The organism is Conexibacter sp. W3-3-2, assembly GCF_009707605.1.
In the GTDB taxonomy this organism is placed as follows: Bacteria; Actinomycetota; Thermoleophilia; order Solirubrobacterales; family Solirubrobacteraceae; genus Paraconexibacter; species Paraconexibacter algicola.
On the sequence record NZ_WLYW01000001.1, the window covers coordinates 1,814,165 to 1,838,534 of the forward strand.

A 24,370-nucleotide genomic window follows, 5' to 3' on the forward strand; every position below is an offset into this window, starting at 1 on the left:
GGCGCACGCGTCTACCATCGGCGGATGGGAACACCGCGGATCACCGACGAGCTCGTCGCGGAGGTCGCGGCGGAGCTGCGCGACCGTTACGGGTTCGACTCCGATGACCTCCGCGCCCTCGGCGCCGCGCTCGCTGGGCGCGACACGGATCGCCGCGCGTCGGAGAACCGCGCGTTCGCCGCGCGGTTCGTGGCCGAGCACCCGGACACCTTCGACCGACTCTCCCGCTGATGATCCCGCGTTGGCGTCCGACGGTGGAGGACTATCTCGACCTCGCGGCCGTCGTGCTCGACACGGAGCACGGGACGCTGGCACGGCTTCCGCGCGCCGCGCTGGCCGAGTCCGCGGTCGAGGCGCCGTTCGCCTCCTTCGGCGGCCAGGAGGCCTACCCGGACCTGGTCGAGCAGGCGGCGGTGCTGGTCGAGCATCTGGTGCAGAATCACCCGCTTCCCGACGGGAACAAGCGCGCGGGCTTCCTGATGGCGGCGCGGTTCCTCGAGGCCAACGGTCGACCGTGGGGTCCGCAGGACGTGGAGCGGGACGCCGGGCTGATCGAGGAGCTCGCCGCGGGCCGCGTCCCGCGGGCCGCGGTCACGGCCTGGATCACCGAGCGCAGCGGCTGAGCGCTACTGGACGGACGCCGCCGCCTCGTCGAACGCGTCGGCACCGAGCGCCTCGCGCAGCTGGCCGAAGCGCACGCGGCGGGTGCTGGACCCACGGGCGGGGATCGCGAGGTTCACGGCGCGGCCGTCGAACTCGCCGGTGATCGTGACGGGCACGTCGGTGATGACGCCGAGGTCGCGGGTCTCGATGCCGATCGGCTCGAGCACCTCGGGGGCGGCGCGCAGGCCCTCGCAGGCGGCCGCGGCGTCCGGCCACGTCCCGCCGTCGGGCTCGCAGCGCAGCGTGAACGCGCGCGTGGAGCGGGGGCCCTGCAGCGTGATCGACAGCGACGACGCCGCCGTGACGTCGCGGGCGCGGTCGGTGCTGCCGTCACCGTCGTCGCCGCAGGCGGCGAGCCCGAGCAGCAGTGCCGTCGCGGCGGCGCCGAGGAGGACACGGGTCGTGGTCATGCGGTCAGCCCCAGTCGCTGGCGGACGCGCGCGGAGAGCAGCGCGCCCCGGTCGATGCCGGTGTCGGTCACGTACGGCTCGTCGGGCGCGGCGGGCCCGAGGGTCTCCCCCGCGCGGAACTGGTCGAGCGTCAGGTCGATCTCGATGCCGCCGGGCAGCCGGTTCCAGGCGTGGCGCTCGCCGTCGATGTGGCTGCCGAAGACGTCGGCCATGAGGATCTCGCCGCCGAGCAGCTCGCGCAGGACGATCGAGGTGACCGCGCACTGGCCGCGCGTGGGCACCTCGGGCGTCCACTCGTCGGGGTCGTCGCTGGTGTCGCGGCCCCACGACTCGCGGATCGCCGCCTCGATCGCGGCCAGGGTGAGCGTGGTGGTCTCGGGCATCCGTCCGCCACGCTAGCGGGCCGGGCCGCTCAGGGGGTCGTCGTCCAGCTGGCGCGCGGGTCGGGCAGCGGCGTGAGGTTCGCGACGATCGCGTCGCGGTGGGGCTCGAGCTGCGGCGGCAGGATCACGACCTCGCCGAGCCGCTCGAGCGGCACGTCGACGGTGAAGCCCGGCTCGTCGTCGGAGAGCTCGAAGAGCACGCCACTGGGCTCGCGGTAGTAGATCGCCTTGAAGTAGTGGCGGTCGATGATCGGGCTGGACTGCACGCCGGCCTGCTGCAGCCGCGCGAACCATGCCGGGTGGTCCTCGACCGTCGTGCCCCAGGCGACGTGGTGCACGGTACCGGCCCCAGGGATCGCCATCGCACCGGCGGGCGCCGGGTCGTAGGTGATCGTGCCGCCGCGACGCTCCCCGCGCAGCTCCCAGGTGCCGGGGCGCAGCTCGCGGGCGCCCATGAGCCGCTCCAGCAGCGCGCGGGAGCGCTCGGGGTCGTGCGTGTAGGCGCGCACGCCTTCGAAGCCGAGGAGGGCGTGCTCCGACGGGATCTCCGGATGGTGGGCGGCGAGCGGGGCGTCGGTGGTGTCGGCGACGACGAGGCCGATGCCGAGGCCCTCGGGGTCGGCGAAGACGAGGCCGTCGCGGCCGGTGACGTCGTCGGCGGCGCGCTCGGCGGTGATCCCCCTCGGCGGCGAGCCGCGCGGTCCAGAAGTCGAGTGCGGCGGAGGAGCCGACGCGCCAGACGACGCGGTGGACCATGCCGGCCGCGGGGCGACCGCGGCGCGCTCCGGGGTACTCGAAGAACGTCATGTCGCTGCCGGGCCGGCCGTGCTCGGAGGCGTAGAAGAGATGGTAGACGGACGGGTCGTCCTGGTTGACGGTCTTGGCGACGAGCCGCAGGCCGAGGACGCGCGCGTAGAAGTCGACGTTCCCGGCGGCGTCACCGGTGATGGCGCTGATGTGGTGGATGCCCTCGAGCTGCATGGCGTGCCCTTCCGTCCGATGTGATTGCACACGCAACTTTATCACGCGGCGCTTGACATTCTCTGCTTACTTGTATTTACTTATGCCACACAAGTAAACGGATCGAGGAGATCAGATGGACACGCCATCGACCACCACCCCGCAGGACAAGCAGATCACCGTCGACGTCCCCGCCGACCGCGTCCCCGAGTTCTACGCGTTCTACGCGCGCTTCCTCGCGGGCCGGCCGCGTCCCGGACGCCGCGGCCGCGGCCACCGCGGCGGCCCGCAGGGCCACCGCTGCGACCACCCCCACCACGACCGCCACGGCGCCGACGCGCGGCCCCGGCCCGCCCAGGCCTGATGGCCGACAAGGCCATCACGGTCGACGTCCCGGAGGACCGCGTCCCGGAGTTCTACCTCTGGTTCGCGGCCTTCCTGGCGTCGGAGCCGGGCGCCCCCGTTCCCGGCGGCCGACCGGGCCCCGGACGTGGTGGCCCGTTCGGCCCCGGCGGTGGCGAGCCCGGCCATCGCCGGCGCCGCGGCTGGGTCCCCCCGGTCGAGGACGCCGCCGCCTGGACGGCCGACGACACCGCCGAGGCCGCCTGGCTCTACGGCAAGCTCGCGCCCCCCGCGCGCGCCCTCTTCGACGCGCTGCTGGCCGCGCCCGGCACGCGGATCGCGGGCAACGACCTCGCCGCCCGCCTCGGGCTCGAGAAGGGCGCCCACGGCGTCGCGGGCATCCTCGCCTGGCCGGGCCGGTACTGCCGCAAGCTCGGCCGCGTCATGCCCGTCTCCACCGCCGGCCGTGACGACGGCGGCACCGACTACTACATGGAGCCCGAGGTCGCCGCCGTGTTCGCGGCCGCGGTCTCCGCCCGCTGACCGACGGCGGCCCCCGGCACGGCCCGTAGCATCGGGTCGTGCCCGCCGCCCTCGACCCCCACGCGGCCGACGCCGACATCGGCCGCAGCGACCGCACGCTCGTCGCCCTCGCGGCCACGCGCGTGCCACCGCGACTGCGCCCGCGGTTCGCGCCGCTGCTGCGCCGCGGCGACCTCGCCGTCCTGCACGGCCTCGCCGAGGGCCTGCGCTTCCCCGTCGTCGCGGTCCCGCCCGGCCATCCGCACACGCGGCTGCTCCTGCTCGGCGACCTCGAGGCGCCGGTGCAGGAGGCGCTGCGCCGCTCCGTGACCCCCGGGTCGGTGGTCTACGACATCGGCGCGAACATCGGCTTCTTCAGCGCGCTCGCCGGCCGCCTGACCGGGCCGACCGGGCGGGTCGTCGGCTTCGAGCCCGTCCCGCGGATCGCGGACCTCGCGCGCGCCGCGATCGCCCGCAACGGCCTCGCCGGACACGTCGAGATCCGCACCCAGGCGGTCGCCGCGACCGCCGGCACCGCCGCGCTGCACGTCGTCGGCGAGGCGTCGTGGTCGCACCTGGCCAGCCGCGGACGTCACCCGGACACCGTCGCGACGATCGACGTCGAGGTCGTCACCCTCGACGCGCTGCTGCAGGACGGCACGCCCCCGCCCGACGTCGTGAAGCTCGACGTGGAGGGCGCGGAGGTCGAGGCGCTGCGCGGCGCCACCGCGCTCCTGCGCGACCACCGACCCGTGCTCGTCGTCGAGCTGCACGACACCAACGACGAGGTCGCCGACCTGCTGGAGGACGCCGGCTACCGGCTGGAGAACCTCGACGGGCCCGAGCCCGTGCGGCAGGCCGGCGCGGTGCGGCTCCTCGCCCGGCCGAGCCGCGGCGGCGTCTAGGCCGCGCAGGCCGCCGCGAGCTCGTCGGCGAACGCCTCGGCGAGCAGCTCGTAGCTGCGCAGGCGGACCTCGGGTCGGGCGGTGTTCATCGCGACGATGACCTCGTCGGCGTCGGCGTGCGCGGCGAACGCGAGCACCTCCGCGCGGACCGTCGCCGGTGCGCCCACCGCGCTGTGGTGCAGCATCATCCGCGCCTGCCGGCCGATCGGCGAGGCGAGCAGCTCGGCGTCGGTCGCGCCCGCCGGACGGCCGGCGAGCTTCGCGAGGCCGCGGGCCATCGTCGCGAGGCTCGCCTCGAACAGCTCCCGGGCGGTCCGGTCGTCGTCGGCGGCGAACACGTTGAGCCCGGCGATGACGTACGGCTCCTCGAGCTGCTCGGAGGGCCGGAACTCCGCGCGGTAGCGGGCGACCGCGGGCACGAGCTCGGCGGGCGCGAAGTGCGAGGCGAACGCGTAGGGCAGTCCGAGGTGCGCGGCGAGCTGCGCCCCGAACTGCGAGGAGCCGAGGATGTAGAGCGGCACGTGGGTCCCCTCGCCGGGCACGGCGTGGACGCGCTGGCCGGGCTGCGGGTCGCCGAGCAGCGCCTGCAGCTCGAGGACGTCCTGCGGGAAGACCGACGAGGCGGCCGGGTCGCGGCGCAGCGCCGCGAACGTGTGCTGGTCGCCGCCCGGGGCGCGCCCGAGCCCGAGGTCGACGCGGCCGGGATGCAGCGACTCGAGCGTGCCGAACTGCTCGGCGACGACGAGCGGCGAGTGGTTGGGGAGCATCACGCCGCCCGCGCCGACGCGGATCCGGTCGGTGTGCGCGAGCACGTGCGCGGCGAGCACCGCGGGCGCCGAGGAGACGATCGTCGGCATGTTGTGGTGCTCGGAGAACCAGTAGCGGGTGTAGCCCAGCCGCTCCGCGGCACGGGCGAGCTCGACGCTCGCGGCCATCGCCGCACCCGGCGGCACGGCCTCACTGCTCGTCGCGAGGTCCAGGATCGAGAGACGCAGCGCCATCCATCGAGGCTAGCGCGCCGCGACCCTCCGCCTGCGACGGCCGTCTCAGCTGCGCACCGCGGCCTCGGTCTGGTCCATCGCGGTGTTGCGCGCGCTGGTGGAGCGGCCGAGCGCCGCGACCTCCTGGTCCATCAGCGGCAGCAGCGTCGGGACCTGCTTCAGCGTCTCGCGCTCGCCGACCGGGGTCGTGGCGAGCCGCTTGATCCAGCCCATGACGCCGACCCAGCCGGGCACGTTGACGCGGCGCTTGCGGCCCTCGATGCCGGCGACGAACGCCTCGACGCAGCGGTCGACGGAGGTCGTGCGGCTCAGCGGACCGGGCAGCGAGGCGACCATCTTGTCGAAGGCCGTGAGGTCCTTCTTGGCGTCCTGCACGAGCGGGGTGTCGATCCACGACATGTGCGCGGAGCCGACGACGACGCCGCGGTGCGCGAGCTCCAGCCGCAGCGCGTTGGCGAAGTGCTCGACGCCCGCCTTCGAGGCGTTGTAGGCGGCCAGCCCGGGCGCGGGGGCGTACGCGGCCAGGGACGACACGACGAGGACGTAGCCGCGGCGCTCGACGACCGAGGGCAGCGCGGCGCGGACGGTGTGGAAGACGCCGGTGATGTTGATGTCGATGACGCGCTTGAACGTCGCCGGGTCGACCGCCATGACGGAGCCGTAGCTCGCGATCCCGGCGTTGGCGAGGACGATGTCGATGCCCCCGAACCGCTCGATCCCGGCGGCGACGGCCGCCTCCATCGAGGGGAGGTCGCAGACGTCGCAGACCGCGGTGACCGCGACCCCGTCGCCGAGCTCCGCCCCGAGCGCGGCCAGCGGCTCGGCGTCGAGGTCGGTGAGCACGAGCTTCGCGCCCTTGCGGGCGAGCGCCCGCGCGGTCTCCGCGCCGATGCCGCGCGCCGCGCCGGTGATGAGGACGACCTTGCCGTTGACGGAGCTCATGGCGCGGCACGCTAGCCGACCGGCGCTCGACCTTGCGCGGGGCGGACGCGGCCGGGTAGCGTCGGGCCCCCGGCGGCCCGCGCACGTGCGTGGCCCCGGGCGCCGATCGTGCCGCCCTCGCCCTCGCCCCGTCCCGCCCAGGTCCCCGCCCCCGCTCCCGCCGACCGGGTCGCGACCGATCCGCCCGGGTCGGCGCCGCCGCTCGCGCTGCGCGTGCGCGCGGTCGCGCTGGTCGCGGCGATGGCGGTCGGGTCGATCGTGCTGTGGATCGGGATCCCGGTGCTGTGGATTCTCCTCGGCGGCCTCATCTCGACGCCGGGCACGCCGAGCTTCGCGCCGATCGCGCTCGTGCTCGTCGCGACCCCGGTGAGCATGGCGTTCTTCGCGCCGCTGCTGGGCCGCCTGGACCACGCGCACCGCGAGCTGCGCGGGGCGCTGCGCGACGGTCCGCGACGGGCGGCCTGGAACACGTCGATGCGCGACTCGCAGGACACGACCGCGCAGGACGGGATCCTCGAGCGCGTGATGGTCGTGAGCGTCGCCCTCGCCGTCGCGGTCGCGGGCGGCTACCTGGCGCTGTTCGGCGGCTCGATGTCCGTCCCGGGCACCTGAGCGCGGCGGCGCGCGATCCGCGCCGCGCCCTCCCCGACGGCGACGAGCAGCTCGGCGCAGTCCTCGACGAGCTCGTCGCGGGTGACCTCGACCTCGCCGTCGAGCCACGCGATCAGCAGCTCCGCGATGCCGCCGGCCAGCAGCGACGAGGTGACCGCGACGAGCCCCTCGTCCCGCGCGGTGGTCCCGAACGAGGCGCGACCCTGGTGGGCGATGAGCCCGGCGAGGGTGCGCATCGAGGCGAGGCGCCGTCGCGCGAGCGCCTCGTGGCCGAGCGCCTCGACGAAGACGACGCGGGCGCGGCGCGGGTCGTCGGTGAGGTCCACGACGAGCGTCCCGATCGCGGCGCGCGCGTGGGCCAGGCGGTCGGCCGGGTCCTCGGCGACGGCCGTCCGGACGGCGGCGAGCACGCGCGCGGTCGTCGTCGCGCTCACCTCGTCGAAGACGGCGACGACGAGCGCGTCGAGGTCGGGGAAGCTCTGGTAGAAGAACCGGGGCGTGAGCTTCGCCTCGGCGCAGACGGCGCGCACGGTCGTCCCCGACCAGCCGACGGTGCCGAGCAGCTCGAGCGCCGCGGCCATGAGGCGCGCGCGGCGCTCGGCGTGGCGCTGGGCGGCGGGGACGCCGGCGTAGACGCCGGTGGCGGGAGTGCTCACGGCCTCCAGTGAAGCACGTCCGTCACGGTTCGGAAACGGGTGTTGCCAGATCGGGCGCGTTCCGGCAACATCCGTTTCCTGATGTCCGCACCCGCGCACGATCCCGCGCTGCAACAGCGCCTCCTCGACGGCCGCACCGTCGGCGACCCGGCCGCCGACGCGGTCGTCGCCGCCTTCCGCGACCTCCCCGGCGGCCGCGGCTGGGCGCTGCTGGACGCCGCGCTCGCCGGCCGGCCGCTCCCCGGCACCCCGCGCGAGGTGCACGACCTGCTCGCCCCCGTGGTCGAGCCGCCCGCCTGGCTGGACCCCGAGCTCGCCGACGCCGGGGCGCTCGCCTTCTGGAAGGGCGGGGCGCAGCCGATCAGCCTCGCGCTCGCCGCCGGCTCTCTGGCGTTCGGCTACCAGTCGGCGTTCCTCGTGCGACCGCTCGCCGCCACCGGACGGCTGGAGCGGATGGCGTCCCGCCGCATGGGCGAGACCGCGCGCTGGGTCCTGGAGGTCACGACCCCGGGCGGGATGCGGGTCGACGGCCGGGCCGTCGCCCCGGGCGTCGCGGCGAGCATCCACGTGCGCATGGTCCACGCGCTCGTCCGCGACCACCTGCTGCGCGACCCGACCTGGGACCGGGCGTCCTGGGGCGTGCCGATCAGCGCCAGCGACACGCTCGTGACCGCCATCGGCGGCTTCCACGTCGTGCCCCTGCGTGCGATGCGCGATCTCGGCGTGCGGCACTCGCGGGCCGAGCTCGAGGCGCTCACGCACCTCTGGCGCTGGATCGGGTTCGTCACCGGCGCCCCCGAGGAGCTGCTCCCGCACAGCTACCGCGAGGCCTGCACGACGATCGGGACCGCCCTGGACCTCGACCCGGGCCCCAACGAGGACTCCGCGAAGCTGCTCCACGCCCTGCTGCACCACGGCGTCTCGCTGCAGCGCGTCCTCCCCGGCCCGACGCACGTGCCCGCCGAGTTCCTCGCCACCCAGATCCTCGGCATGTACACCCGGCGCTGGATGGGCGACGAGATGGCCGACCGGCTCGACGTCCCCGCCTCGCCGCTGCGGCACCTGCTGCCCGGGCTGCGCCCACTGATGCTCGCGCGCGACGCGCTGCGCTGGACCGGGGTGCTGGGGAGCGAGGAGCGGCTCGTGGCCCGCGAGATCGCCGGGGTCCGCCGCACGCTCGGCCTCGCGGGCGCCGCCCCGGCCGCGCTGGACCCGCGCGACGTGGCGCAGGAGCCGGCGCTCCCCCGCGCCGCATGAGCCGGTGACGGGTACCGTTGCCGCGGATGCCCGCCACCGCGCGCGACAGCGACAGCCCCCGCCCGACCCGTACACGATCGTCGGCGACGGCCCGCGCGAGCGGCTGCTGACCGCGCTGGCCCAGAGCATCCGGGAGCAGGGCTTCCGCGGCACCACCGTCGCCGACGTCGTCGCGCGGGCCCGGACCTCCCGCCGGACCTTCTACGAGCACTTCGACGACCGCGGACAGGCGCTGATCGCGCTGTTCGATGCGGTGAACGACGTCGCGATCCGGGCGATCGCCGCCGCGGTCGACCCCACCGCCCCGTGGACGACGCAGGTCGACCAGGCGCTCGACGTGCACGTCGGCGTGATCGAGGCCGAGCCGGAGATCACGGTGAGCTTCGTGCGCGAGCTGCCCGCGCTCGGTGCCGAGGCGATCGCGGTGCAGGCGGCGGTCACCGACCGGTTCGCCGACCTCATCGTGGGGCTCGTCGACACCCCGGAGTGGCGCGCCGCGGGCGTCCAGCCGCTGCCCCGGCACACGGCGGTGCTGCTGGTCGGCGGGCTGCGCGAGCTCATCGTCTACGCGGTCGAGCGCGGCGAGGACCTGAGCGCGCTGCACCCGCCCGCGCGCGACGCGGTGAAGGCCGTGCTCGACCCGTCCCGCCGGCGCTGGGTCTGAGGTCCGGGACGACGCACTGGTACATCGGCGTACCGTGCGCTACCGTGCCGGTACGCTGACGTACCGGTCAGTGTCCGTCCGAGGAACGAGAGGCCCCCGATGACCGCCACCGCCCACCGTCTGCCGCCCGGCCCGCGCCTCCCCAAGGCCGTCCAGGGCGCCGCCTTCCTGTTCTGGCAGCAGCGCGTCATGCAGGCCCTGCACCGCCGCCACCGCGACGCCTTCACGACCTACCTGCCCGGCTTCGGCCACAGCGTCGTGATCACCCACCCGACGCTCGTCAAGCAGGTCTTCACCGCCGACCCGAAGGTCCTCCACGTCGGCGACCGCGGCCCGCTCGGCAAGGTCCTCGGCAAGGGCTCCCTGTTCTCGCTCGACGACGCCGAGCACCTGCGCGAGCGGCGGCTGCTGCTGCCGCCCTTCCACGGCGAGCGGATGAAGTCCTACGAGGGCATCTTCGAGGAGGAGACCGTCCGCGAGCTCGAGACCTGGCCGCAGGACGAGGCGTTCCGCACGCTCGAGCCGTTCATGCGCATCACGCTGAACGCCATCCTGCGCACCGTCTTCGGCGCCGAGGACGAGGAGTTCGACGGGCTGCGCGAGCTGCTCCCCGGCATGGTCGAGCTCGGCTCCAAGCTCGTGCTCGTCCCCGCCCTCCACAAGGACCTCGGGCCGCGCTCCCCGTGGGGTCGCTTCGTGCGCCAGCGCGCCGCGTTCGACGCCTACGTCGCCACGCTCATCGCCAAGGCCAAGGCCGACCCCGACCTCGAGCAACGCACCGACGTGCTCGCGCTGCTCGTCCAGGCCCGCTACGACGACGGCGACGAGCTCTCCCACGCGGCGCTCGCCGACCAGCTCCTCACCCTCCTCGTCGCCGGCCACGAGACCACCGCGGGCAGCCTCTCCTGGACGGTCGAGCGCCTGCGCCGCCACCCCGAGCTGCTCGCGCGCCTCGTCGCCGAGACCGACGCCGGCGGCCGCGAGCTGCGCGAGGCGACGATCCGCGAGACGCAGCGCAGCCGTCCCGTCATCGGTGGCACCGTACGGTTCGTGCAGGAGGACTTCCGGCTCGGCCAGTGGACCGTCCCCGCCGGCATGGCGATCGTCGTCTCCGCCGCGCTCACCCACGCCGACGACCGCTACTACCCCGAGGCCGAGCGCTTCGACCCCGACCGCTTCGTCGGCGTCAAGCCCGACACGTACACGTGGACGCCGTTCGGCGGCGGCATCCGGCGCTGCATCGGCGCCGCGTTCGCGCACATGGAGATGGACGTCGTGCTGCGCACCGTCCTGCAGCACGTCGAGCTCGTGCCCACCGACGAGCCCGGCGAGCAGATGCGCTTCCGCGGCGTCGCCTTCGCGCCCTCCGCCGGCGGCGTGGCGGTCGTGCGGCGGCGCACGTCCGCGGCGCCCGCGGGCACGACGGACGCGGCGCTCGTCGCGGCCTGAGCCGCGGCGGCGGGGCGGCGCTCAGGCGGCGGCGAAGACGGCCTGTCGCAGCGTCGAGGCGCCGGGCAGCTCGTGCTCGGCGCCCGCCGCGACCGCCGCCTGCACGGCGTCCGCGTCGTGGCGTGCGCCGTCGTACACCACGACGACCGAGTGGTCGCCGGGCGCGAGGAACGTCGTCTCCCCCAGCGCCGTGTAGCGCGTCGCGCCGATCCCGATCACCACGACCGCCGGGCGCCCCGCCGCGAGCAGCTGTTGCCCGACGTCCTCCAGCGGCGTGCCGTCCGCGCCCTGCTGGTGGCGCAGGCGGTCCACGACCCAGTCGAGCAGCTGCGTGCCGAAGTACGAGTAGTCCGCGACGGCGCTGTCCACGCCGTAGGGGAGCGCCTCGCCGTCACGCACGAGGAAGCTCGCCAGGCGCAGCGTCGCGGCGGCGCCGTCCGGCTCGATCTCGGTGACGCGCAGCAGCTGCCGCGCGATGCCCTTCGACGCCTCGCCCCAGTTCTTCTTCTGGCTGATCTTCGTCGCGCCCTCGCGGCGGATCGAGCAGTCGTTGAACGCGCCGATCGCCCGCGGCTCGATCCGGTCGACGGTCCCGTCGCGCCGGTAGGTCACGACCCCCAGCACCGCGACCTCCGGCTCGATCTGGAGGTTCAGCGGCGTCTTCGACACGGGCAGCACGATCCGCTCGTGGGACAGCGGGAACAGCCGCAGGAAGCCGTTGTCGCGCGGCACGTACCAGGGGAAGATGCCCTTCGGCGCCTCCGCGGGAGCGTCGACGGACGTGAAGTCGCCCGCCTCGCCCGCCTGCTCCAGGTGCCCGGCGAAGTTGCCGGCGACGCCGAAGCCGAACGCGGCGCGGAGGTCCTCGAGGTTGAGCTGCATCGCCGCCGCAGGCTACCGGCCGCGCCCCTCGGCACGGCGGACCGCCAGCTCCAGCGGCTCAGCGCCGATCAGCGCCTCGAAGCGGCCGACGGCGAGCCACAGCGACCGCAGCGCGAAGCGCGCACGGCGGTCGACCGGCGCGACCCGCGCCTCGCTGACCAGCGTGCTGCGACCGTCGCCCGCCGGCCGCACGCCGTGCGCGAAGACGACGCGGACCGTGCCCGGGCGGTCCCACCGCGCGAACCGCTCGGCGTCGACCCGCGGGTAGTCGCGCGCAAGCGTCCAGATGCGGCCGCACAGGCCGGACACCGACCAGTGCTCGCCCTCGGCCAGGACGGTGAACGGCGCCGTCGCGAACAGCTCCTGGAAGCGGCGGTCCGGCGGCGTGCCCGGGATGCGCCAGCGCACGAGCCCGCCGAGCGTCCCCGTGTCGTCCAGGCGCACCGCGCGGGCAGCCGCCCACAGCTCCGCCGCCGACGCGGCCGCCGTCCGCTCGTGGCGCGTGCGGACCGCCGGATCGGCGACCCAGCGGTCGAGGTCCGGCAGCGGGCTCACGCCGCCCGGCGCCCGCGGCCGACCGGCAGGCACGCAGCCGGCCGGCCCCCCGGTGCGGTGGCAGCGGCAGCCCGGGACAGCTCGGCCATCACGTGCGCTCCGCCGTGCTCGAGACCCGCCAGCGACGAGCGGCCCTCGAGCAGCAGCCGACCGCGCTCGCGGACCGTGACGTGCAGCTGCCCGTCGAAGTGCTGGCGTGCCCCCGGGACGCTGCAGCGGCGCGCCGGCAGCGGGACCGGCAGCAGGTGCGCGCCCGCCGGGTCCGCGCGGCCGTCGAGCTCGACCGTGAGGCGCCGCGAACGCGCCCGCAGCCGCCAGCGCCCGTCGGTGGCGAAGTCCGTGCGGACGGGCGACCACACCGGGTCGCCGAGACGCACGACCCGGTCCCCGACCCGCACCACGATCGCCGTCGCGTGGGTGCGCCACGGACCGAGCGAGATCGCCCCGCCCGCGAACGCGACGCACGCGTCGGGCCGTCCGTCCACGTGCTGCGCCTGCCCCCACCACCAGCGCGACGGGAAGCCGCTCGTCCCCCAGTTCTTCTCCGCGTAGACGCGGAAGCCGTCCAGGTCGATCCGCTCCCCGTCGAGCTGCGCCGTCCCGGTCGCGCGGGCGCCGAGGAGGTACGGGTGCCAGCGCTGGCTGAGGCCGGGGACGACCTGGCCGATCCCGAGCCCGCCGAGCGCGCGTCCGGTCGGCCACGCGCAGGCCTCGTGGATGTGCAGGTCGAGCCGTGCGCGCGGTCCGAGGTCGACCCGGACGCCGCGCGCGTCCCCATGGAAGGTCCCGGCCCCCGCGCGCACGCCGAGGTCGTCGGGGTCCGCGAGACCGCCCGGCACGTCCGCCTGATGCAGCACGCGACCGGGGTGGGCGGCAAGCGCGACGTTGGACCAGCTGCGCCCCTCCCCATCGCGGTGCACGCCGCACAGCGCGACGATGACCCGCCCCGAACCCGGGTCGGTCAGGCGCCAGAAGTAGCCCTCCAGCGCGGTCCCGTGCGCGCGCAGCGGGTCGCCGAAGGGCAGGTCGGCGCCGGTGGCCCGGTAGTGGCGGAGCACCCCTCCATCGTGCCCGGCGCGGCGCCGTCCGCAACCCCCGTTCAGGCGTGCGCCTGGGCCTCGCAGAGCGCCAGCAGCGCGTCGAGCTCGCCCTGCATCCCGTCCAGCACGCGCTGCACGTCCGGCATCTGCTCGCGGTCGCAGATGATCCCCACGTCGATCGAGTCGAGGTAGCTCAGCACCGTGATGTTCAGCCCCGCACCGTCGGCGATCACCGACACCGGGTAGTTCGCCTCGAGCTTCGCGCCCGCGAGGTACAGCGGGATCGGCGGGCCCGGCACGTTGCTGATGATGAGGTTGAACAGCGGGCGCAGCGCCGGGTTGGCCCCGAGCTGCAGCACCACGCGGGCCGCGCGCGCGTTGATCGCAGGCGGGATGAAGTTCGTCACGTCCTGCAGCGCCTCGGCGGGCAGCGCGCGGTGGCGCTCCTTCGCGGCGCGCATCGCGTCGTGCGTCGCCGCCAGGCGGTCCTGCGGCTCGGCGACGTGCGTCGGGATCGGCACGATCATCACGCTGATGCGGTTGCCGTACGTGCCGATCTGCTCGTCGGTGCGCACGCTCACCGGGATCTGGGCGAGCAGCGGCGCCTCGGGCAGCGCGTCGTGCGCGACGAGCCACTCGCGGACCGCGCCCGCGCAGAGCGTGACGACCACGTCGTTGACGGTGACCCCGAAGTGGTTCTTGACCCGCTTGACGTCGGCGAGCGGCATCGAGCCGAACACGAACCGGCGGTGCGGGCTGATCGTGCCGCTGAACGGCACGCGTGGCGCGCGCATCTTCGGCCGCTCGACGACCTCCCCGTCGTGCTCGTCGCTGCCCAGCAGCCGGCGGCGCAGCCGCGAGGCGGTGCGGCTGATCGGCTCGGCGCCCGGCAGGCCGAAGATCGACGGCGCGACGTCGAGGTAGGGCAGCGTCGTCGGCACCGCGCGCAGCGCGCGGACCGGGTAGAGCGGCAGCGCCGCGACCCCGCGACCGAGCATCTCCAGCGTCCCCGGGGCCACCTCGGGCGCCTGGTCGGCGGGCGGCGGCTCGATGTCCCGGCCCTCCGGCGCGAGGTCGAACAGGATGCCCATGATCTCCGCCCCGGACATGCCGTCGATCATCGCGTGGTGCATCTTCGTCTGGACCGCGACGCGCCCCCCGGCCAGCCCGTGGATGACGTACAGCTCCCACAGCGGCCGCGCGCGGTCCAGCCGCCGCGACGCGATCCGCGCGACCTGCTCGGCGAGCTGGTCGTCGTCGCCCGGCGCCGGCAGCGCCAGCTCGCGGACGTGGAAGTCGAGGTCGAAGTGCGGGTCGTCCTTCCAGTACGGGCGGTCCAGCCCGAACGGCACCGGCACGAGCGTCCAGCGCAGCGGCGGCAGCAGGTGCAGCCGCTCCTGCAGCATCGCGCGGACCTCGGCGATGCCGAAGCGGCCCCCGGGGGCGGTCGCCGGGTCGAAGATCGCGAGGCCGCCGACGTGGCCGACGGTGGTGTCGCTCTCGATGGCGAGGAACTGCGTGTCGAGACCCGTGAGCTGCCGCATAGGGCGGCGAGCCTATCCGGGAACGCGACCGTTCGCCGGGCCTGTCGCACCGGCGGTCGCCAGGGTGAGCGGCGCCGCGCCGAGCCGGGTCAGATCGCGGCTTCGCGGCGCGCGCGGGCCCGGGCGCGCGGGTGCATCCGGTCCTCCTCGGAGGCCAGCAGCCGGGCGGCGAGAATGCCGCCGATCGCACCGAACAGATGGCCCTGCCACGACACGCCGTCCTCCGGGAGGATCCCGCCGAGCAGCACGCCGCCGTAGCCCGCGGCGACGACCGCGGCGACCGCCAGGTGGACGAGGTTGCGCTCGAAGACCCCGCGGCTGATCAGGTAGGTCGCGTAGCCGAACACGAGCCCGCTGGCGCCGAGGTGCACGCTGTTGTCCGAGCCGGTCAGCCACGTGCCGAGGCCGCCGACCACGCCGACGATCGCCGTGACGATCGCGACCCGCGCGATGCCGCTGAGCGCGATCCCGGCGCCGAGCGCCAGGAACGGGACCGTGTTCCCCGCGAGGTGCCCGAAGCCGACGTGCAGGAACGGGGCGAAGAGGATGCCCAGCAGGCCGTCCGCCTCGCGCGGCTCGATCCCGTACCGGTCGAGCCGGTGGTCCGCGGCGACGTCGACGACCTCGAGCACCCACATCAGCGCCGCCATCCCGACGACGAGCTTCAGCCCCGCGACGCGCGGATCGGTGGGGGTGCCGGTTGCCTGCTCGGTGGCCATGTCACCCAGGGTACGGGCTAGGCTCGGCCCCATGGCCAACGCGTGGCGCACCGACCATCCCTGGGCGACCGTCTACGACTTCCTCGTCGAGAGCCGCCGCATCGGGCATCCGATCGCCCGGATCGGGGCGGGCACCGACTTCGGCCTGCTGTGGGAGGCCGCCGAGGTCGTCGGCGAGCTGCCCGACGGCGCCGCCGTCCTCGACGTGCCCTGCGGTGGCGGCGTGGCGCTGCGCGGCATGCGCCCCGGACAGGACATCCGCTACGTCGCCGCCGACATCTCCCCGGCGATGCTGCGGCGCACCGAGGAGGCCGCGCACGAGCGCGGGCTCGCCCGGCAGGTCGAGCTCGTCGAGGCGGACGTCGCCGCGATGCCGTTCCCCGACGCGACCTTCGACCTGTGCGTGTCGTTCACCGGCCTGCACTGCTTCCCCGACGTCCGCGGCGCGGTCCGCGAGATCGCGCGCGTCGTGCGCCCGGGCGGGCGCCTGTCCGGCTCCGCGGTCCTCTCCGACGCCGGCCTGCGCTTCCTGCCGATGCGCGTCACCGGCCGGATCGCCGGGCTGCTCGGCCCGATGTGCTCGTCGACCGAGCTGCGCGAGTGGCTCGCGCAGGACGGCTTCGTCGACGTGGCGCTGCGCCCGTCGGGCGGGATCACGTACTTCACCGCGACCCGCGCCTGACGGCGTCGCTCAGGCGGCGACCGCGGTCGCGGCGGGCTCGCGCGCGTCGAGCCCGAAGGCGTCGGCGAGCAGCCGGTAGGACCGCACGCGCGCCGCGTGGTCGTGCGTGATGGTCACGAGCATCAGCTCGTCGGCGCGGTAGCGCTGGACGCGCTCCTCGAGCGCGGCGCGGACCTGCTCCGGCGTCCCGCAGACCATCCGGCGCGGCGGCGCGGTGTCCCCCTCGCTCTCCAGGAACCGCTGCGCGACGTCGGTCGGCGGCACGAGCATCGGGCGGCCGCGGCGCAGCATCTTGAACATCATCCGGCCGCTGGAGACGAGCGCCAGCGCCTCCGCGGCGTCCGGGGCGGCGAGCGCCCACGAGGCGAGCAGCAACTGCGGCGCGCGGAGGTGCTCGCCGGGCACGAAGCGGTCCCGGTACAGCTGCGCGACGTCGTGCCCGTCGGGGGAGATGAAGTCCGCGTACGCGTAGGGCAGGCCGAGCTGCCCAGCCCAGATCGCGCTCTGCGGCGAGGAGCCCAGCAGCCACGGGACCGGCCCGGTGCCCGCGGTCGGGGGCGTCACGTGCTCGCCGCGGACCTGCAGGTGGCGGAACGGGTGCTCCGGCGGGTAGGGGCGCCGGCCGAGGTGGGCGAGCAGCTCGGCGAGGTGCTCGGGGAAGTCGTCGGGCGCGGCCTGCCGGCGGTCGCGCTGCAGCGCGAAGCTGCGCATGCCGTCGGTGCCGGGCGCCCGGCCGATCCCGAGGTCGATCCGGCCGGGGGCCAGGCCGTCCAGCAGCGAGAACGTCTCCGCGACCTTCAGCGGGCTGTAGTGCGGCAGCATCACGCCGCCGCTGCCCACCCGGATGCCGGTCGTCTGCACGGCGATCGGGCCGATCAGCGCCTCCGGGCTCGCGCCCGCCATCGCGCCGCCGTGGTGCTCGGCGACCCAGTACCGGTGGTAGCCGAGGCGGTCCGCGGTCCGGGCGAGGTCCAGGGTGTTCGCGAGCGCCTGCGCGTTCGTCGAGCCCTGGGAGATCGGGGACTGGTCCAGCACGCTCACACGCATCCCCCGACGGTAGCGGGACCGCCGAGCGGGCTCGTCTACCCTGGGTGCGTGACCGACAATCCGCGGGTGCTGATCGCCGACGACGAGGTGCTCCTGCGGGCCGGGATCGCGCGGCTGCTGCAGGACGCGGGCATGACGGTCGTCGCCGAGACCGGGGACGCCGAGGAGGCGGTGGAGCTCACCGCCGCGCACACCCCGGACGTCGCGATCCTCGACGTGCAGATGCCGCCCTCGCTCACCGACGACGGGCTGCGCGCCGCGATCCGCATCCGCCGCGAGCACCCGGACACCACCGTGCTCGTGCTCTCCCAGTTCCTCGAGGAGCAGTACCCGCTCGATCTCATCGGCGACGACGCCGAGGGCGTCGGCTACCTGCTGAAGACGCGGGTCGCCGACGTGCCCTCGTTCGTCGAGTCGGTCCGCCGCGTGGCCTCCGGCGGGTCCGCCCTGGACCCGGACGTCGTCGCGCTGATGGTCGGGCGGCGCCGACGCGACAACCCGCTCGACGCGCTGACCCCGCGCGAGAGGGACGTGCTCTCGCTGATGGCCGAGGGCAAGTCCAACCACGGGATCGCCCGCTCGCTGGAGGTCACCCCCGCCGCGGTGGAGAAGCACATCACCGGCCTGTTCGGGAAGCTCGGCCTCGGCGACGAGCCGCTGCAGCACCGGCGGGTCATGGCCGTGCTCGCGCTGCTGCGGTCGCGCTGACGGCCGCGACCACGACGAGACGTGACCGCAAGGGTGACCGCGCGGTCGCGTCCGCTCCGCCGCCCCGGGTGGAGCACGATCCGAGGCAGCCGCGGGCCCGAGCACCTGTACGCGCTCACCGCGCCCTGAGCCGGGTTGCGGAAGGCTGCGTAGTGGTGGGTGATGCTCCCGAGCGCCGCCGACGACCCGCGCAGCGACACGACCGCCCTGGTGGTCGCCGTCAGCGGCGTCGTGGGCCCGGTCCCCTACGTCATGGCCGTCGCCGCGATCCGCATGGCGGGCAGCCCGCGTCGATCCCGCAAGGCCGCCGTGGCGATCGGCGTCGGTGCCGTGACATGCGTGCTGCACACGGCGTTCCTGGTCTGGCTGGCACTACGCGTGCTCTGACGCGTCCCGGTCCAGCTGAACCACGCCGGCGGGCCGCCCCGCGACCCAGGTCCTGCGTCCCACATGTGCTGGGCTCGCTCTGCCGCCCCGGCACGGCGCTCCGCAGGGTGGACCTCAGCTCGGTGCGGGCGCGTGCTGAGGTCCGCCATGCCCAAGGAGGCCGTGACTCCCTTCTCGCCTGGGGACGCTCGCCGCGGCGCAGCTCCCGCTCGCACTCGCCGAGCTCCGCGCGCGCCCAGAGCAGACGCTGCAGGAACTCGCAACGCGGTGGTCGGACTGAGAGGCCACGCTCTTGCTCGGCCGCCCACGCGGCTCGGACCATGGCGTTCAGAGGGGCTTCCGCGGCGGCCACAACGGCGGCGATCTGGATGTTCTCGCCAACGATGGTGAAGACACCCAGGACGCGCCCAACACGGTCCTTGCCGCTCTCACTTCGGCGTGGTTGCAGGCATCGGGCAGACGGATCGCCCGTACCATCGGGCTTTACGGATGCGACTCGGGGTGGCCAACAGGTTGGCCGGCGTGCTGCTGGCGATACTCGTCCTGGTGTGGTCACCGGTGTTCGCGGGTGCGGTCGTCCGCGTCGGGGGCGGGGGCGCTGATGTCCTGCGTGGGACGGCCCGTGCTGATCGGTTGGCGGGCGGGTTCGGTCGGGATCGTCTTCTGGGGCGCGAGGGCGACGACATCCTGCTCGGTGAGTCGGCCACGGATCGGCTCTACGGCGAGGCCGGAAGGGACGACCTCGATGGGGGCACCGGCGACGACCTGCTCGACGGCGGTCTCGGGGACGACGTGATCGACGGAGGTGACGGCAACGACACGCTGCGTGGAGGGCGTGGCAACGACTTCATCGTCGAGTCGGGCTTCGGCGATGACCGGCTGCTCGAGGGCGGGCCCGGGGACGACTACCTCGACGGCAACCGAGGAGCCGACAAGCGGATCGACGGCGGCAGCGGCAACGACATCCTGCGCGGAGGAGCAGGAGGCGACTACCTGGTCGGTGGACCTGGCAACGACGCCATCGACGGTGGCGACCGCCGCGATCGCATCGACGCCGGAGACGGGGACGACCTGATCGTGGTGCGGCCGGACGGGGACGGGGCGACTGATGCGCAGGACATCATCTCGGCGGGCGCCGGCAACGACACGATCATCGCCCTGATCCCGATGGGCAACGTGGACTGTGGTCCCGGTCAGGATGTCTTCGTCGGCCGGACCGAACGGGCGCTGCGGGGGTGCGAGATCGTGCGCCCCGCCGACGGCATCGACCCGGCGACCGATCTCCTGGGGAGCGTCAGCAACGCGGGCTTTCGGCGCGGAGGCCGCGCGCGGGCGGAGCTGGGATCGATCGGGGAGCCGCGACCCGTCCGAGTGCCGGGTAGCTCGGGTGCCGACGTGCTGCACGGCCTGCCCGGAGACTCCGACGACTTGTTGCTCGGCGCCGGTAGGGCAGATCGCCTGTTCGGGCTCGGCGGCGATGACCACCTCGAAGGTGAGTTCGGTGACGACCATCTGGAAGGGGGTGCCGGTGACGACCTGCTGTTCGGGCGCGTCGGCGACGACGTCCTGCTCGCCGGTGACGGCGATGACCTGCTGGAGGGCGGGCGCGGCGCCGACCGGTTGAGCGGCGGTCGCGGCGCCGACCGCCTCAACGGCGGGATCGGCTCCGACCGGATCAGCGGCGGGCCGGGGAACGACACCGTCATCTCCTTCGGCGGCGGGCGCGACCTCGTCGACTGCGGACCCGGCCGCGATCGGGTCGTCGCCGACAGCACCGACCGCGTCCGCAACTGCGAGAACCGCTGACAGCGCGGCGCCCGTCGGCCCCGGGGCGAGAGCGTCGTGCTCCCCGCTGCTGGCGTTGTCGGCGATGCGCTCGCGCGGGCACCATGGGCTATGCCCTCCACCGAGCTCCTGGACGTCTGCGGCCGCCGCCGCTCGCCCGCCACTGTGCCCGGCTTCCACGCCGGCCGCCCTCCTTGAAACAAGGGACGCTGCTACCCGGCCGACCCACCCCGGGTCGAGGAGATCATCCAAGTGCTGCGCGCCGCCGACCACGGGCTCTACGGCCTGCGGCTGCGCGCGCTGGTGGTTCGGCTACGCGAGCGGATTCGTCTCGCCTCGGCACTCGCCGAGCTAGCTCGACGGCGCAGCGACTGAAGGAGCAGACGCCTCGCTGCTTCCGCGCCGAGTCGAGCCCTTCCACGCGGGAGCGGTCACGGGCGGCATGTTCGCGGTGCTGAGCACGGCGCGGTACGGTTGGTCGGTGCGCCGTGACATTCCCAGCACCGATGCGTTGCCGCCGCGACTCCGCGCGATGATCGCTGACGGTCGAGCGATCGCGCCGCGCCGGGACCTCCGGGAGGTGCTGCGGGAGATCGAGTTGCCTCCGGCGCCTTCGAGCGACGCGGGGACGCGGGCGCTGCAGGAGCAACGCGGCGACCGTGTCTGACCGGACGGGTCTGCTCTACGCCGACACCTCGGCGCTCGTGAAACTCGCCGTCACCGAATCGGAGACCGCCGCGGTCCGCCAGGAGCTCTCCTCCTGGACTGGCGTCGTGACGAGCGTCCTGACCGAAATCGAGCTTGCCCGCGCAGTCGCGCGGGCCCGAGAGAGGGACTCGGCAGCGCTCGACGAGCTCGCCGTGTGGGCAATCACCGCAGGCATGGTCGAGATCGAGCTCAGCGCAGAGATCCGGCGTGCCGCTGCCGACCTGCAGCCCACCGCCGTCCGGTCCCTCGACGCGATTCACATCGCCACAGCGCTCTCGCTCGGCGAGGACCTCGGCGGCGTGCTGACCTACGACCGGCGCATGCAGGAAGCGCTGACTCACCGCGGCGTTGCAGTCGTCGCTCCAGCCGCTCCCTGATCTTCACGCCTGGGCCGCGTTCCCATCGTGAGCTGGCGTGATCGCATCCCACTCGACCACGGCGGCCGGCATGCCTCACCGCCGAACTGGTTCACCTAGACCGTCGTTTCCGCGGCCCCCCAACAGCCCGCTGTCGCATTGCGCGATCTGCGAGTGCGTAACGGAGCTGCTCGGCTGTGCCACCGGTACCTCCGCGGACGGGTGCCTGGGCTTCAGGCCGGTGGACGACTGTTCGAGGGTCGCTTGCGACGTATGTGGTAGTTCGTGCCGGTGAGCGCGTTGGTGTGGTGATGTCTGAACGTCTTCGGTTGGTGCTGGCCGCCTTGTCGGGGCTCGCGGTCACGCTCGTTCTGTTTCCCGTCTCGTCTGCGGTGGCGTCGTCGGTGTTGGTCGAGCGCACCGTCGTTCCGCCTGACGGTCGCGACCCTGGCTACACGACCGCTCAAGTGATGTTCGTGGCGGATCCTGGGGAGCGCAACGTCGTTGAGGTGCGCTCAGATGCGACGGGCTTGACGATCACGGATGGAGGCTCGTCGATCCGGGCAGGCGTTGGGTGTACGTCTCTTGACGGCGGTGGTGCGCGGTGCGAGGTGGTCGGTTCCGCCAGCCTGGCCTCGGGGGTGGTCGAGCTCGGCGACTCCGCGGACTCTGCCACCGCCGACATCAACGGCGCGGTCGACGCACTGACGATTGACGGCGGCGCCGACGATGACGTCCTACGCTCGAGCGGGACGATCTCGGTCTCGCTGCAGGGTGGCGAAGGAGCCGATGACCTCCGCGCCCTCGGACCTCGTGGGAGCAGTCTCTCGGGTGGGGCAGGCAACGACACCCTGGTCGGCGCCGACGGCAACGACCAGCTCCAGGGCGGTCCGGGAACAGACCGACTCGACGGAGGCACCGGGTCGGATACCGCCTCGTGGACGGACAGCTCGCGTGCCGTCCACGTCGATCTGGGCCGCGGCTCGGGCGGTCCCGCGGACGAGCTGGACCACCTGAACAATGTGGAGAACATCATCGGCAGCAGTGCTCCCGACTTCCTCGTCGGAAGCGATGGCCCGAACCGCATCTCGGGTGGCCAAGCTGGCATCGGCCCCGGTGATCGCATCTACGGGCTCGACGGCGACGACGAGCTCTCGGGCGGCCGCGACAACGACCACATCGAAGGCGGCTCCGGGAACGACCAGATCACCGGCGGAGGAGGAAGCGATTTCGCCGACGCCGGCCCGGGCCGCGACATCGTCCGCCTCACCGGCAGCGGAGGAACGGTCTCCGGCGGAGCAGGAGACGACGACCTCGCCACCATGCTGGACAGTCCCAAAGCGCGAGCGCACAGAATGGTCTGCGACGCCGGCGACGACATCGCCGGCAGCTTCGGCCGCGCCGTGATCGCCAGCAACTGCGAACGCGGCAGCATCGGCCTCTACGACCTCCGCTACCCGCGCCTGCGCAGCGACCGGCAGATCACCCTAACCCAGTTGCGACGCCCCACCGGGATCCTCAACACCTGCAACCGCCTCACGATCAGGACACCATCCGGACGGACGCTCGCCGACCGGATCGTCACCCGCTACCCCACCCAGATCACGACCCACCCGATCACGGGGCCGGTGCCGACCAAGGTGACCGTCCGCATCGATCTCCTCGGTGACTCGTGCCGACGGCGCACAGATCCCCGAGGCCAAACCGCGGTCGTAAACCTCCGCCGACCCGCGGGCATGCCGTAGGCCTTAGTGATCTCAACGCGTTCCTGATGCCAGCGCGATGGCTTTCGCTTTGCTGCGCCACTGCAATCGGAACAGCAAGCGCGACAAGCACGCGCTGCTTGACCGGACGGCGGTGCTCTTCCCCGGCAGGACTCCGCCCCGCGCGGTCACCTGCCTGCTGCACACCGCGCTTCCTGGTCTGGCTGGCGCTGCGGCTGCTCTGACGGCGCTCCGGAGCGTCGTGTGGACCGCAGATCCTTCCCGGAAGGTCCTGCGGTCCACTCGACGCCGCTCGCGCTCGCGCGGTCGGGCCGGCGCGCGGGACGGCGGCGTCAGGGAACCGGGATCGCGACCCGCAGGCGGGTGCCCTGGCCCGGCTCGCTGACGATCTCCAGCGTGCCGTCGAAGGCCGCCGCACGGTCGGCGAGGCCGCGCAGGCCGCTGCCGCCCTCGGCCCTGGCGCCGCCGCGGCCGTCGTCCTTGACCTCGATGCACAGGCCGTCGCCGCGCTCGTCGATGCGCACGTGGACCTCCTCGGCGCCCGCGTGCTTGACGACGTTCGTCAGCGCCTCCGCGACGACGAAGTAGGCGGCCGCCTCGAGGCTCGGCGCGAACCGCCGGTCGGTCACCGACACGGTCGTGATCAGCGGCAGCCGCGCCGCCAGCGAGTCGATCGCCGCCGCGAGGCCGCGCGTGGTGAGGATCGCCGGGTGCACCCCCGTCACGAGGTCGCGCAGCTCGGCGATCGCCTCCTCCGCCTCGCGGATCGCCTCCGCCAGGTGGCCGCCCGCGACCGGGTCGCCGCAGCTGCCCTCCGCCTGCTTGAGCGCGAGCAGCACCCGCACGAGCCGCTGCTGCGCGCCGTCGTGCAGGTCGCGCCCGAGCCGGCGGCGCTCGGTGTCCGCCGCCGCGAGGATCCGGGCGCGCGAGTCGTGGATCTCCTGCGCCCGCGCGCGCTCGACCGCCTCCCGGCGGGCCGCCTCCTCCGCCTCGATCCGCGCGGTCACGTCCCGGAACACGACCACCGCACCGCGGCCCGTGGACATCGGCAGCGGCGCGCTCGAGTACGCCACGCGGAACGGCGTGCCGTCCTTGCGCCAGAAGCAGTCGCCGTCCACGCGGACCGTCTCGCCCGTCTGCCGCGGGCGCAGCATCGGGCACTCCTCCTGCGGGAACGGCGTGCCATCCCAGTGGTGGTGGTGGATCGTCGGATGACTGATCCGGCCCAGCAGCTCCTCCTCCTCGTAGCCGAGCAGCTCGAGCGCCGCCGGGTTGGCGAACTCCACCCGCCCGTCCGGGTCGACGACGTACACCGCGTCCGGGACGCTCGACAGGAGCGCCTCGAGGACGTCGCGCGGCGCGAGCCCCAGGCGCTCGCCGACCCGCTGCACCGAGCTCGTCGTCATGCGCCCATCGTCGCGCACCGCGCCCGGCCGCGAGCTGGACCGGCGGTCGAGAGCTCCGGGC

General features: G+C 74.3%; 30 protein-coding genes and 1 pseudogene. 17 read left to right on the forward strand and 14 right to left on the reverse strand.

Features of this window, described 5'->3' with window-relative positions; translation table 11 throughout:
* Positions 1-24 precede the first annotated feature (24 nt).
* Positions 25-231, forward strand: coding sequence for a hypothetical protein (locus GKE82_RS08905; RefSeq protein WP_154733037.1), 207 nt, complete (start codon positions 25-27; stop codon positions 229-231).
* On the forward strand, positions 231-623 hold the full coding sequence (locus GKE82_RS08910; protein WP_154733038.1) for a type II toxin-antitoxin system death-on-curing family toxin: 393 nt from the start codon (positions 231-233) through the stop codon (positions 621-623). The genes GKE82_RS08905 and GKE82_RS08910 overlap by 1 nt, the downstream gene beginning before the upstream one ends.
* A 3-nt stretch (positions 624-626) precedes the next feature.
* Here GKE82_RS08910 and GKE82_RS08915 read toward each other — a convergent pair whose 3' ends face one another.
* The 4 genes and pseudogenes from GKE82_RS08915 to GKE82_RS31315 form a co-directional block, all read right to left on the reverse strand.
* Positions 627-1,073 (reverse strand): SSI family serine proteinase inhibitor, encoded by a 447-nt coding sequence (locus GKE82_RS08915; protein ID WP_154733039.1) that lies wholly within the window; start codon positions 1,071-1,073, stop codon positions 627-629.
* Complete coding sequence (locus GKE82_RS08920; protein WP_107566598.1) at positions 1,070-1,456, reverse strand: hypothetical protein; 387 nt, start codon at positions 1,454-1,456, stop codon at positions 1,070-1,072. Before GKE82_RS08920 ends, GKE82_RS08915 begins: the two co-directional genes overlap by 4 nt.
* Positions 1,457-1,485: 29 nt before the next feature.
* The gene (locus GKE82_RS08925; protein WP_154733040.1) at positions 1,486-1,965 is read right to left on the reverse strand and encodes a VOC family protein; all 480 of its coding nucleotides are present in this window, start codon (positions 1,963-1,965) and stop codon (positions 1,486-1,488) included.
* Between the two features lie 229 nt (positions 1,966-2,194).
* Positions 2,195-2,437 (reverse strand): annotated as a pseudogene (locus GKE82_RS31315) (VOC family protein); the annotation flags it as partial.
* 115 nt (positions 2,438-2,552) lie between these two features.
* On the opposite strand from GKE82_RS31315, the gene GKE82_RS08935 reads away from it, so the two are divergent.
* Genes GKE82_RS08935 through GKE82_RS28180 form a run of 3 tightly spaced genes read left to right on the forward strand, consistent with a single transcriptional unit; the run spans position 2,553 to position 4,185 of the window.
* Positions 2,553-2,780: a hypothetical protein gene (locus GKE82_RS08935; RefSeq protein WP_154733041.1), complete on the forward strand. Its 228-nt coding sequence runs from the start codon at positions 2,553-2,555 to the stop codon at positions 2,778-2,780.
* Entirely contained in the window at positions 2,780-3,301 is a 522-nt protein-coding gene (locus GKE82_RS08940; protein ID WP_154733042.1) for a DUF6416 domain-containing protein, read from the forward strand. Before GKE82_RS08935 ends, GKE82_RS08940 begins: the two co-directional genes overlap by 1 nt.
* Positions 3,302-3,339: 38 nt before the next feature.
* On the forward strand, positions 3,340-4,185 hold the full coding sequence (locus GKE82_RS28180) for an FkbM family methyltransferase (RefSeq protein WP_154733043.1): 846 nt from the start codon (positions 3,340-3,342) through the stop codon (positions 4,183-4,185).
* Here GKE82_RS28180 and GKE82_RS08950 read toward each other — a convergent pair.
* Together GKE82_RS08950 and GKE82_RS08955 are read right to left on the reverse strand one after the other, a co-directional pair.
* Entirely contained in the window at positions 4,182-5,186 is a 1,005-nt protein-coding gene (locus tag GKE82_RS08950) for an LLM class flavin-dependent oxidoreductase (protein ID WP_154733044.1), read from the reverse strand. The genes GKE82_RS28180 and GKE82_RS08950 overlap by 4 nt on opposite strands.
* Positions 5,187-5,231: 45 nt before the next feature.
* On the reverse strand, positions 5,232-6,128 hold the full coding sequence (locus GKE82_RS08955; protein WP_154733045.1) for an SDR family oxidoreductase: 897 nt from the start codon (positions 6,126-6,128) through the stop codon (positions 5,232-5,234).
* Between the two features lie 108 nt (positions 6,129-6,236).
* Between GKE82_RS08955 and GKE82_RS08960 the strand changes: the two genes are divergently transcribed.
* Positions 6,237-6,740 carry a hypothetical protein gene (locus tag GKE82_RS08960; RefSeq protein ID WP_154733046.1) on the forward strand — a complete coding sequence of 168 codons (504 nt, stop codon included), beginning with the start codon at positions 6,237-6,239 and terminating at the stop codon, positions 6,738-6,740.
* Here the strand turns inward: GKE82_RS08960 and GKE82_RS08965 are convergent.
* Positions 6,695-7,396: a TetR/AcrR family transcriptional regulator gene (locus GKE82_RS08965; protein WP_309233505.1), complete on the reverse strand. Its 702-nt coding sequence runs from the start codon at positions 7,394-7,396 to the stop codon at positions 6,695-6,697. The genes GKE82_RS08960 and GKE82_RS08965 overlap by 46 nt on opposite strands.
* An 81-nt stretch (positions 7,397-7,477) precedes the next feature.
* Between GKE82_RS08965 and GKE82_RS08970 the strand changes: the two genes are divergently transcribed.
* From GKE82_RS08970 to GKE82_RS08980, 3 genes are all read left to right on the forward strand, one after another.
* Complete coding sequence (locus GKE82_RS08970; RefSeq protein WP_107566623.1) at positions 7,478-8,653, forward strand: oxygenase MpaB family protein; 1,176 nt, start codon at positions 7,478-7,480, stop codon at positions 8,651-8,653.
* Between the two features lie 4 nt (positions 8,654-8,657).
* Positions 8,658-9,317 (forward strand): TetR/AcrR family transcriptional regulator, encoded by a 660-nt coding sequence (locus GKE82_RS08975; RefSeq protein WP_309233506.1) that lies wholly within the window; start codon positions 8,658-8,660, stop codon positions 9,315-9,317.
* Between the two features lie 99 nt (positions 9,318-9,416).
* On the forward strand, positions 9,417-10,766 hold the full coding sequence (locus tag GKE82_RS08980) for a cytochrome P450 (protein ID WP_154733047.1): 1,350 nt from the start codon (positions 9,417-9,419) through the stop codon (positions 10,764-10,766).
* 21 nt (positions 10,767-10,787) lie between these two features.
* On the opposite strand, the gene GKE82_RS08985 is transcribed toward GKE82_RS08980, so the two are convergent.
* The 5 genes from GKE82_RS08985 to GKE82_RS09005 all read right to left on the reverse strand — a co-directional run bounded on the left by GKE82_RS08985 (position 10,788) and on the right by GKE82_RS09005 (position 15,506).
* Positions 10,788-11,648, reverse strand: a complete 861-nt coding sequence (locus GKE82_RS08985; protein ID WP_154733048.1) for a DUF5718 family protein — start codon at positions 11,646-11,648, stop codon at positions 10,788-10,790.
* A gap of 12 nt (positions 11,649-11,660) precedes the next feature.
* Positions 11,661-12,203, reverse strand: coding sequence for a hypothetical protein (locus GKE82_RS08990; RefSeq protein ID WP_154733049.1), 543 nt, complete (start codon positions 12,201-12,203; stop codon positions 11,661-11,663).
* On the reverse strand, positions 12,200-13,261 hold the full coding sequence (locus GKE82_RS08995; protein WP_309233507.1) for a tocopherol cyclase family protein: 1,062 nt from the start codon (positions 13,259-13,261) through the stop codon (positions 12,200-12,202). Before GKE82_RS08995 ends, GKE82_RS08990 begins: the two co-directional genes overlap by 4 nt.
* A gap of 41 nt (positions 13,262-13,302) precedes the next feature.
* Complete coding sequence (locus tag GKE82_RS09000) at positions 13,303-14,787, reverse strand: wax ester/triacylglycerol synthase family O-acyltransferase (protein ID WP_154733050.1); 1,485 nt, start codon at positions 14,785-14,787, stop codon at positions 13,303-13,305.
* A gap of 89 nt (positions 14,788-14,876) precedes the next feature.
* A complete protein-coding gene (locus GKE82_RS09005; protein ID WP_107566630.1) occupies positions 14,877-15,506 on the reverse strand; it encodes a rhomboid family intramembrane serine protease in 630 nt (209 codons plus the stop codon).
* A 31-nt stretch (positions 15,507-15,537) separates the two neighbouring features.
* Between GKE82_RS09005 and GKE82_RS09010 the strand changes: the two genes are divergently transcribed.
* Complete coding sequence (locus GKE82_RS09010; RefSeq protein ID WP_154733051.1) at positions 15,538-16,188, forward strand: class I SAM-dependent methyltransferase; 651 nt, start codon at positions 15,538-15,540, stop codon at positions 16,186-16,188.
* A gap of 9 nt (positions 16,189-16,197) precedes the next feature.
* Here the strand turns inward: GKE82_RS09010 and GKE82_RS09015 are convergent, their stop codons facing one another.
* On the reverse strand, positions 16,198-17,235 hold the full coding sequence (locus GKE82_RS09015; RefSeq protein ID WP_107566632.1) for an LLM class flavin-dependent oxidoreductase: 1,038 nt from the start codon (positions 17,233-17,235) through the stop codon (positions 16,198-16,200).
* Between the two features lie 48 nt (positions 17,236-17,283).
* Between GKE82_RS09015 and GKE82_RS09020 the strand changes: the two genes are divergently transcribed.
* The 7 genes from GKE82_RS09020 to GKE82_RS09045 all read left to right on the forward strand — a co-directional run bounded on the left by GKE82_RS09020 (position 17,284) and on the right by GKE82_RS09045 (position 22,924).
* Entirely contained in the window at positions 17,284-17,943 is a 660-nt protein-coding gene (locus GKE82_RS09020; protein WP_233243663.1) for a response regulator transcription factor, read from the forward strand.
* Between the two features lie 162 nt (positions 17,944-18,105).
* Positions 18,106-18,330: a hypothetical protein gene (locus GKE82_RS09025; protein ID WP_107566633.1), complete on the forward strand. Its 225-nt coding sequence runs from the start codon at positions 18,106-18,108 to the stop codon at positions 18,328-18,330.
* A gap of 489 nt (positions 18,331-18,819) precedes the next feature.
* A complete protein-coding gene (locus tag GKE82_RS31320; protein ID WP_154733052.1) occupies positions 18,820-20,136 on the forward strand; it encodes a hypothetical protein in 1,317 nt (438 codons plus the stop codon).
* A 231-nt stretch (positions 20,137-20,367) separates the two neighbouring features.
* Entirely contained in the window at positions 20,368-20,490 is a 123-nt protein-coding gene (locus tag GKE82_RS29850; RefSeq protein WP_255450682.1) for a hypothetical protein, read from the forward strand.
* A gap of 67 nt (positions 20,491-20,557) precedes the next feature.
* Entirely contained in the window at positions 20,558-20,782 is a 225-nt protein-coding gene (locus GKE82_RS09035; protein WP_154733053.1) for a hypothetical protein, read from the forward strand.
* Positions 20,775-21,200 (forward strand): type II toxin-antitoxin system VapC family toxin, encoded by a 426-nt coding sequence (locus tag GKE82_RS09040; protein WP_309233508.1) that lies wholly within the window; start codon positions 20,775-20,777, stop codon positions 21,198-21,200. Before GKE82_RS09035 ends, GKE82_RS09040 begins: the two co-directional genes overlap by 8 nt.
* 311 nt (positions 21,201-21,511) lie before the next feature.
* On the forward strand, positions 21,512-22,924 hold the full coding sequence (locus tag GKE82_RS09045) for a calcium-binding protein (protein ID WP_309233803.1): 1,413 nt from the start codon (positions 21,512-21,514) through the stop codon (positions 22,922-22,924).
* A 311-nt stretch (positions 22,925-23,235) separates the two neighbouring features.
* On the opposite strand, the gene GKE82_RS30375 is transcribed toward GKE82_RS09045, so the two are convergent.
* Positions 23,236-24,309, reverse strand: coding sequence for a PAS domain S-box protein (locus GKE82_RS30375; protein ID WP_154733055.1), 1,074 nt, complete (start codon positions 24,307-24,309; stop codon positions 23,236-23,238).
* Between the last annotated feature and the right edge of the window lie 61 nt (positions 24,310-24,370).

Excerpts from the sequence above, each read along its gene's own strand:
- GKE82_RS08980 (WP_154733047.1), top strand. The coding sequence starts at position 9,417 with ATGACCGCCACCGCCCACCGTCTGCCGCCCGGCCCGCGCCTCCCCAAG.
- GKE82_RS08915 (WP_154733039.1), bottom strand. The coding sequence starts at position 1,073 with ATGACCACGACCCGTGTCCTCCTCGGCGCCGCCGCGACGGCACTGCTG.
- GKE82_RS08950 (WP_154733044.1), bottom strand. The coding sequence starts at position 5,186 with ATGGCGCTGCGTCTCTCGATCCTGGACCTCGCGACGAGCAGTGAGGCC.
- GKE82_RS08970 (WP_107566623.1), top strand. The coding sequence starts at position 7,478 with ATGTCCGCACCCGCGCACGATCCCGCGCTGCAACAGCGCCTCCTCGAC.
- GKE82_RS08910 (WP_154733038.1), top strand. The coding sequence starts at position 231 with ATGATCCCGCGTTGGCGTCCGACGGTGGAGGACTATCTCGACCTCGCG.
- GKE82_RS09000 (WP_154733050.1), bottom strand. The coding sequence starts at position 14,787 with ATGCGGCAGCTCACGGGTCTCGACACGCAGTTCCTCGCCATCGAGAGC.
- GKE82_RS09005 (WP_107566630.1), bottom strand. The coding sequence starts at position 15,506 with ATGGCCACCGAGCAGGCAACCGGCACCCCCACCGATCCGCGCGTCGCG.
- GKE82_RS08940 (WP_154733042.1), top strand. The coding sequence starts at position 2,780 with ATGGCCGACAAGGCCATCACGGTCGACGTCCCGGAGGACCGCGTCCCG.
- GKE82_RS08905 (WP_154733037.1), top strand. The coding sequence starts at position 25 with ATGGGAACACCGCGGATCACCGACGAGCTCGTCGCGGAGGTCGCGGCG.
- GKE82_RS08955 (WP_154733045.1), bottom strand. The coding sequence starts at position 6,128 with ATGAGCTCCGTCAACGGCAAGGTCGTCCTCATCACCGGCGCGGCGCGC.
- GKE82_RS09015 (WP_107566632.1), bottom strand. The coding sequence starts at position 17,235 with ATGCGTGTGAGCGTGCTGGACCAGTCCCCGATCTCCCAGGGCTCGACG.
- GKE82_RS30375 (WP_154733055.1), bottom strand. The coding sequence starts at position 24,309 with ATGACGACGAGCTCGGTGCAGCGGGTCGGCGAGCGCCTGGGGCTCGCG.
- GKE82_RS08985 (WP_154733048.1), bottom strand. The coding sequence starts at position 11,648 with ATGCAGCTCAACCTCGAGGACCTCCGCGCCGCGTTCGGCTTCGGCGTC.
- GKE82_RS31320 (WP_154733052.1), top strand. The coding sequence starts at position 18,820 with ATGCGACTCGGGGTGGCCAACAGGTTGGCCGGCGTGCTGCTGGCGATA.
- GKE82_RS09025 (WP_107566633.1), top strand. The coding sequence starts at position 18,106 with ATGCTCCCGAGCGCCGCCGACGACCCGCGCAGCGACACGACCGCCCTG.
- GKE82_RS09010 (WP_154733051.1), top strand. The coding sequence starts at position 15,538 with ATGGCCAACGCGTGGCGCACCGACCATCCCTGGGCGACCGTCTACGAC.
- GKE82_RS09035 (WP_154733053.1), top strand. The coding sequence starts at position 20,558 with ATGTTCGCGGTGCTGAGCACGGCGCGGTACGGTTGGTCGGTGCGCCGT.
- GKE82_RS08920 (WP_107566598.1), bottom strand. The coding sequence starts at position 1,456 with ATGCCCGAGACCACCACGCTCACCCTGGCCGCGATCGAGGCGGCGATC.
- GKE82_RS08935 (WP_154733041.1), top strand. The coding sequence starts at position 2,553 with ATGGACACGCCATCGACCACCACCCCGCAGGACAAGCAGATCACCGTC.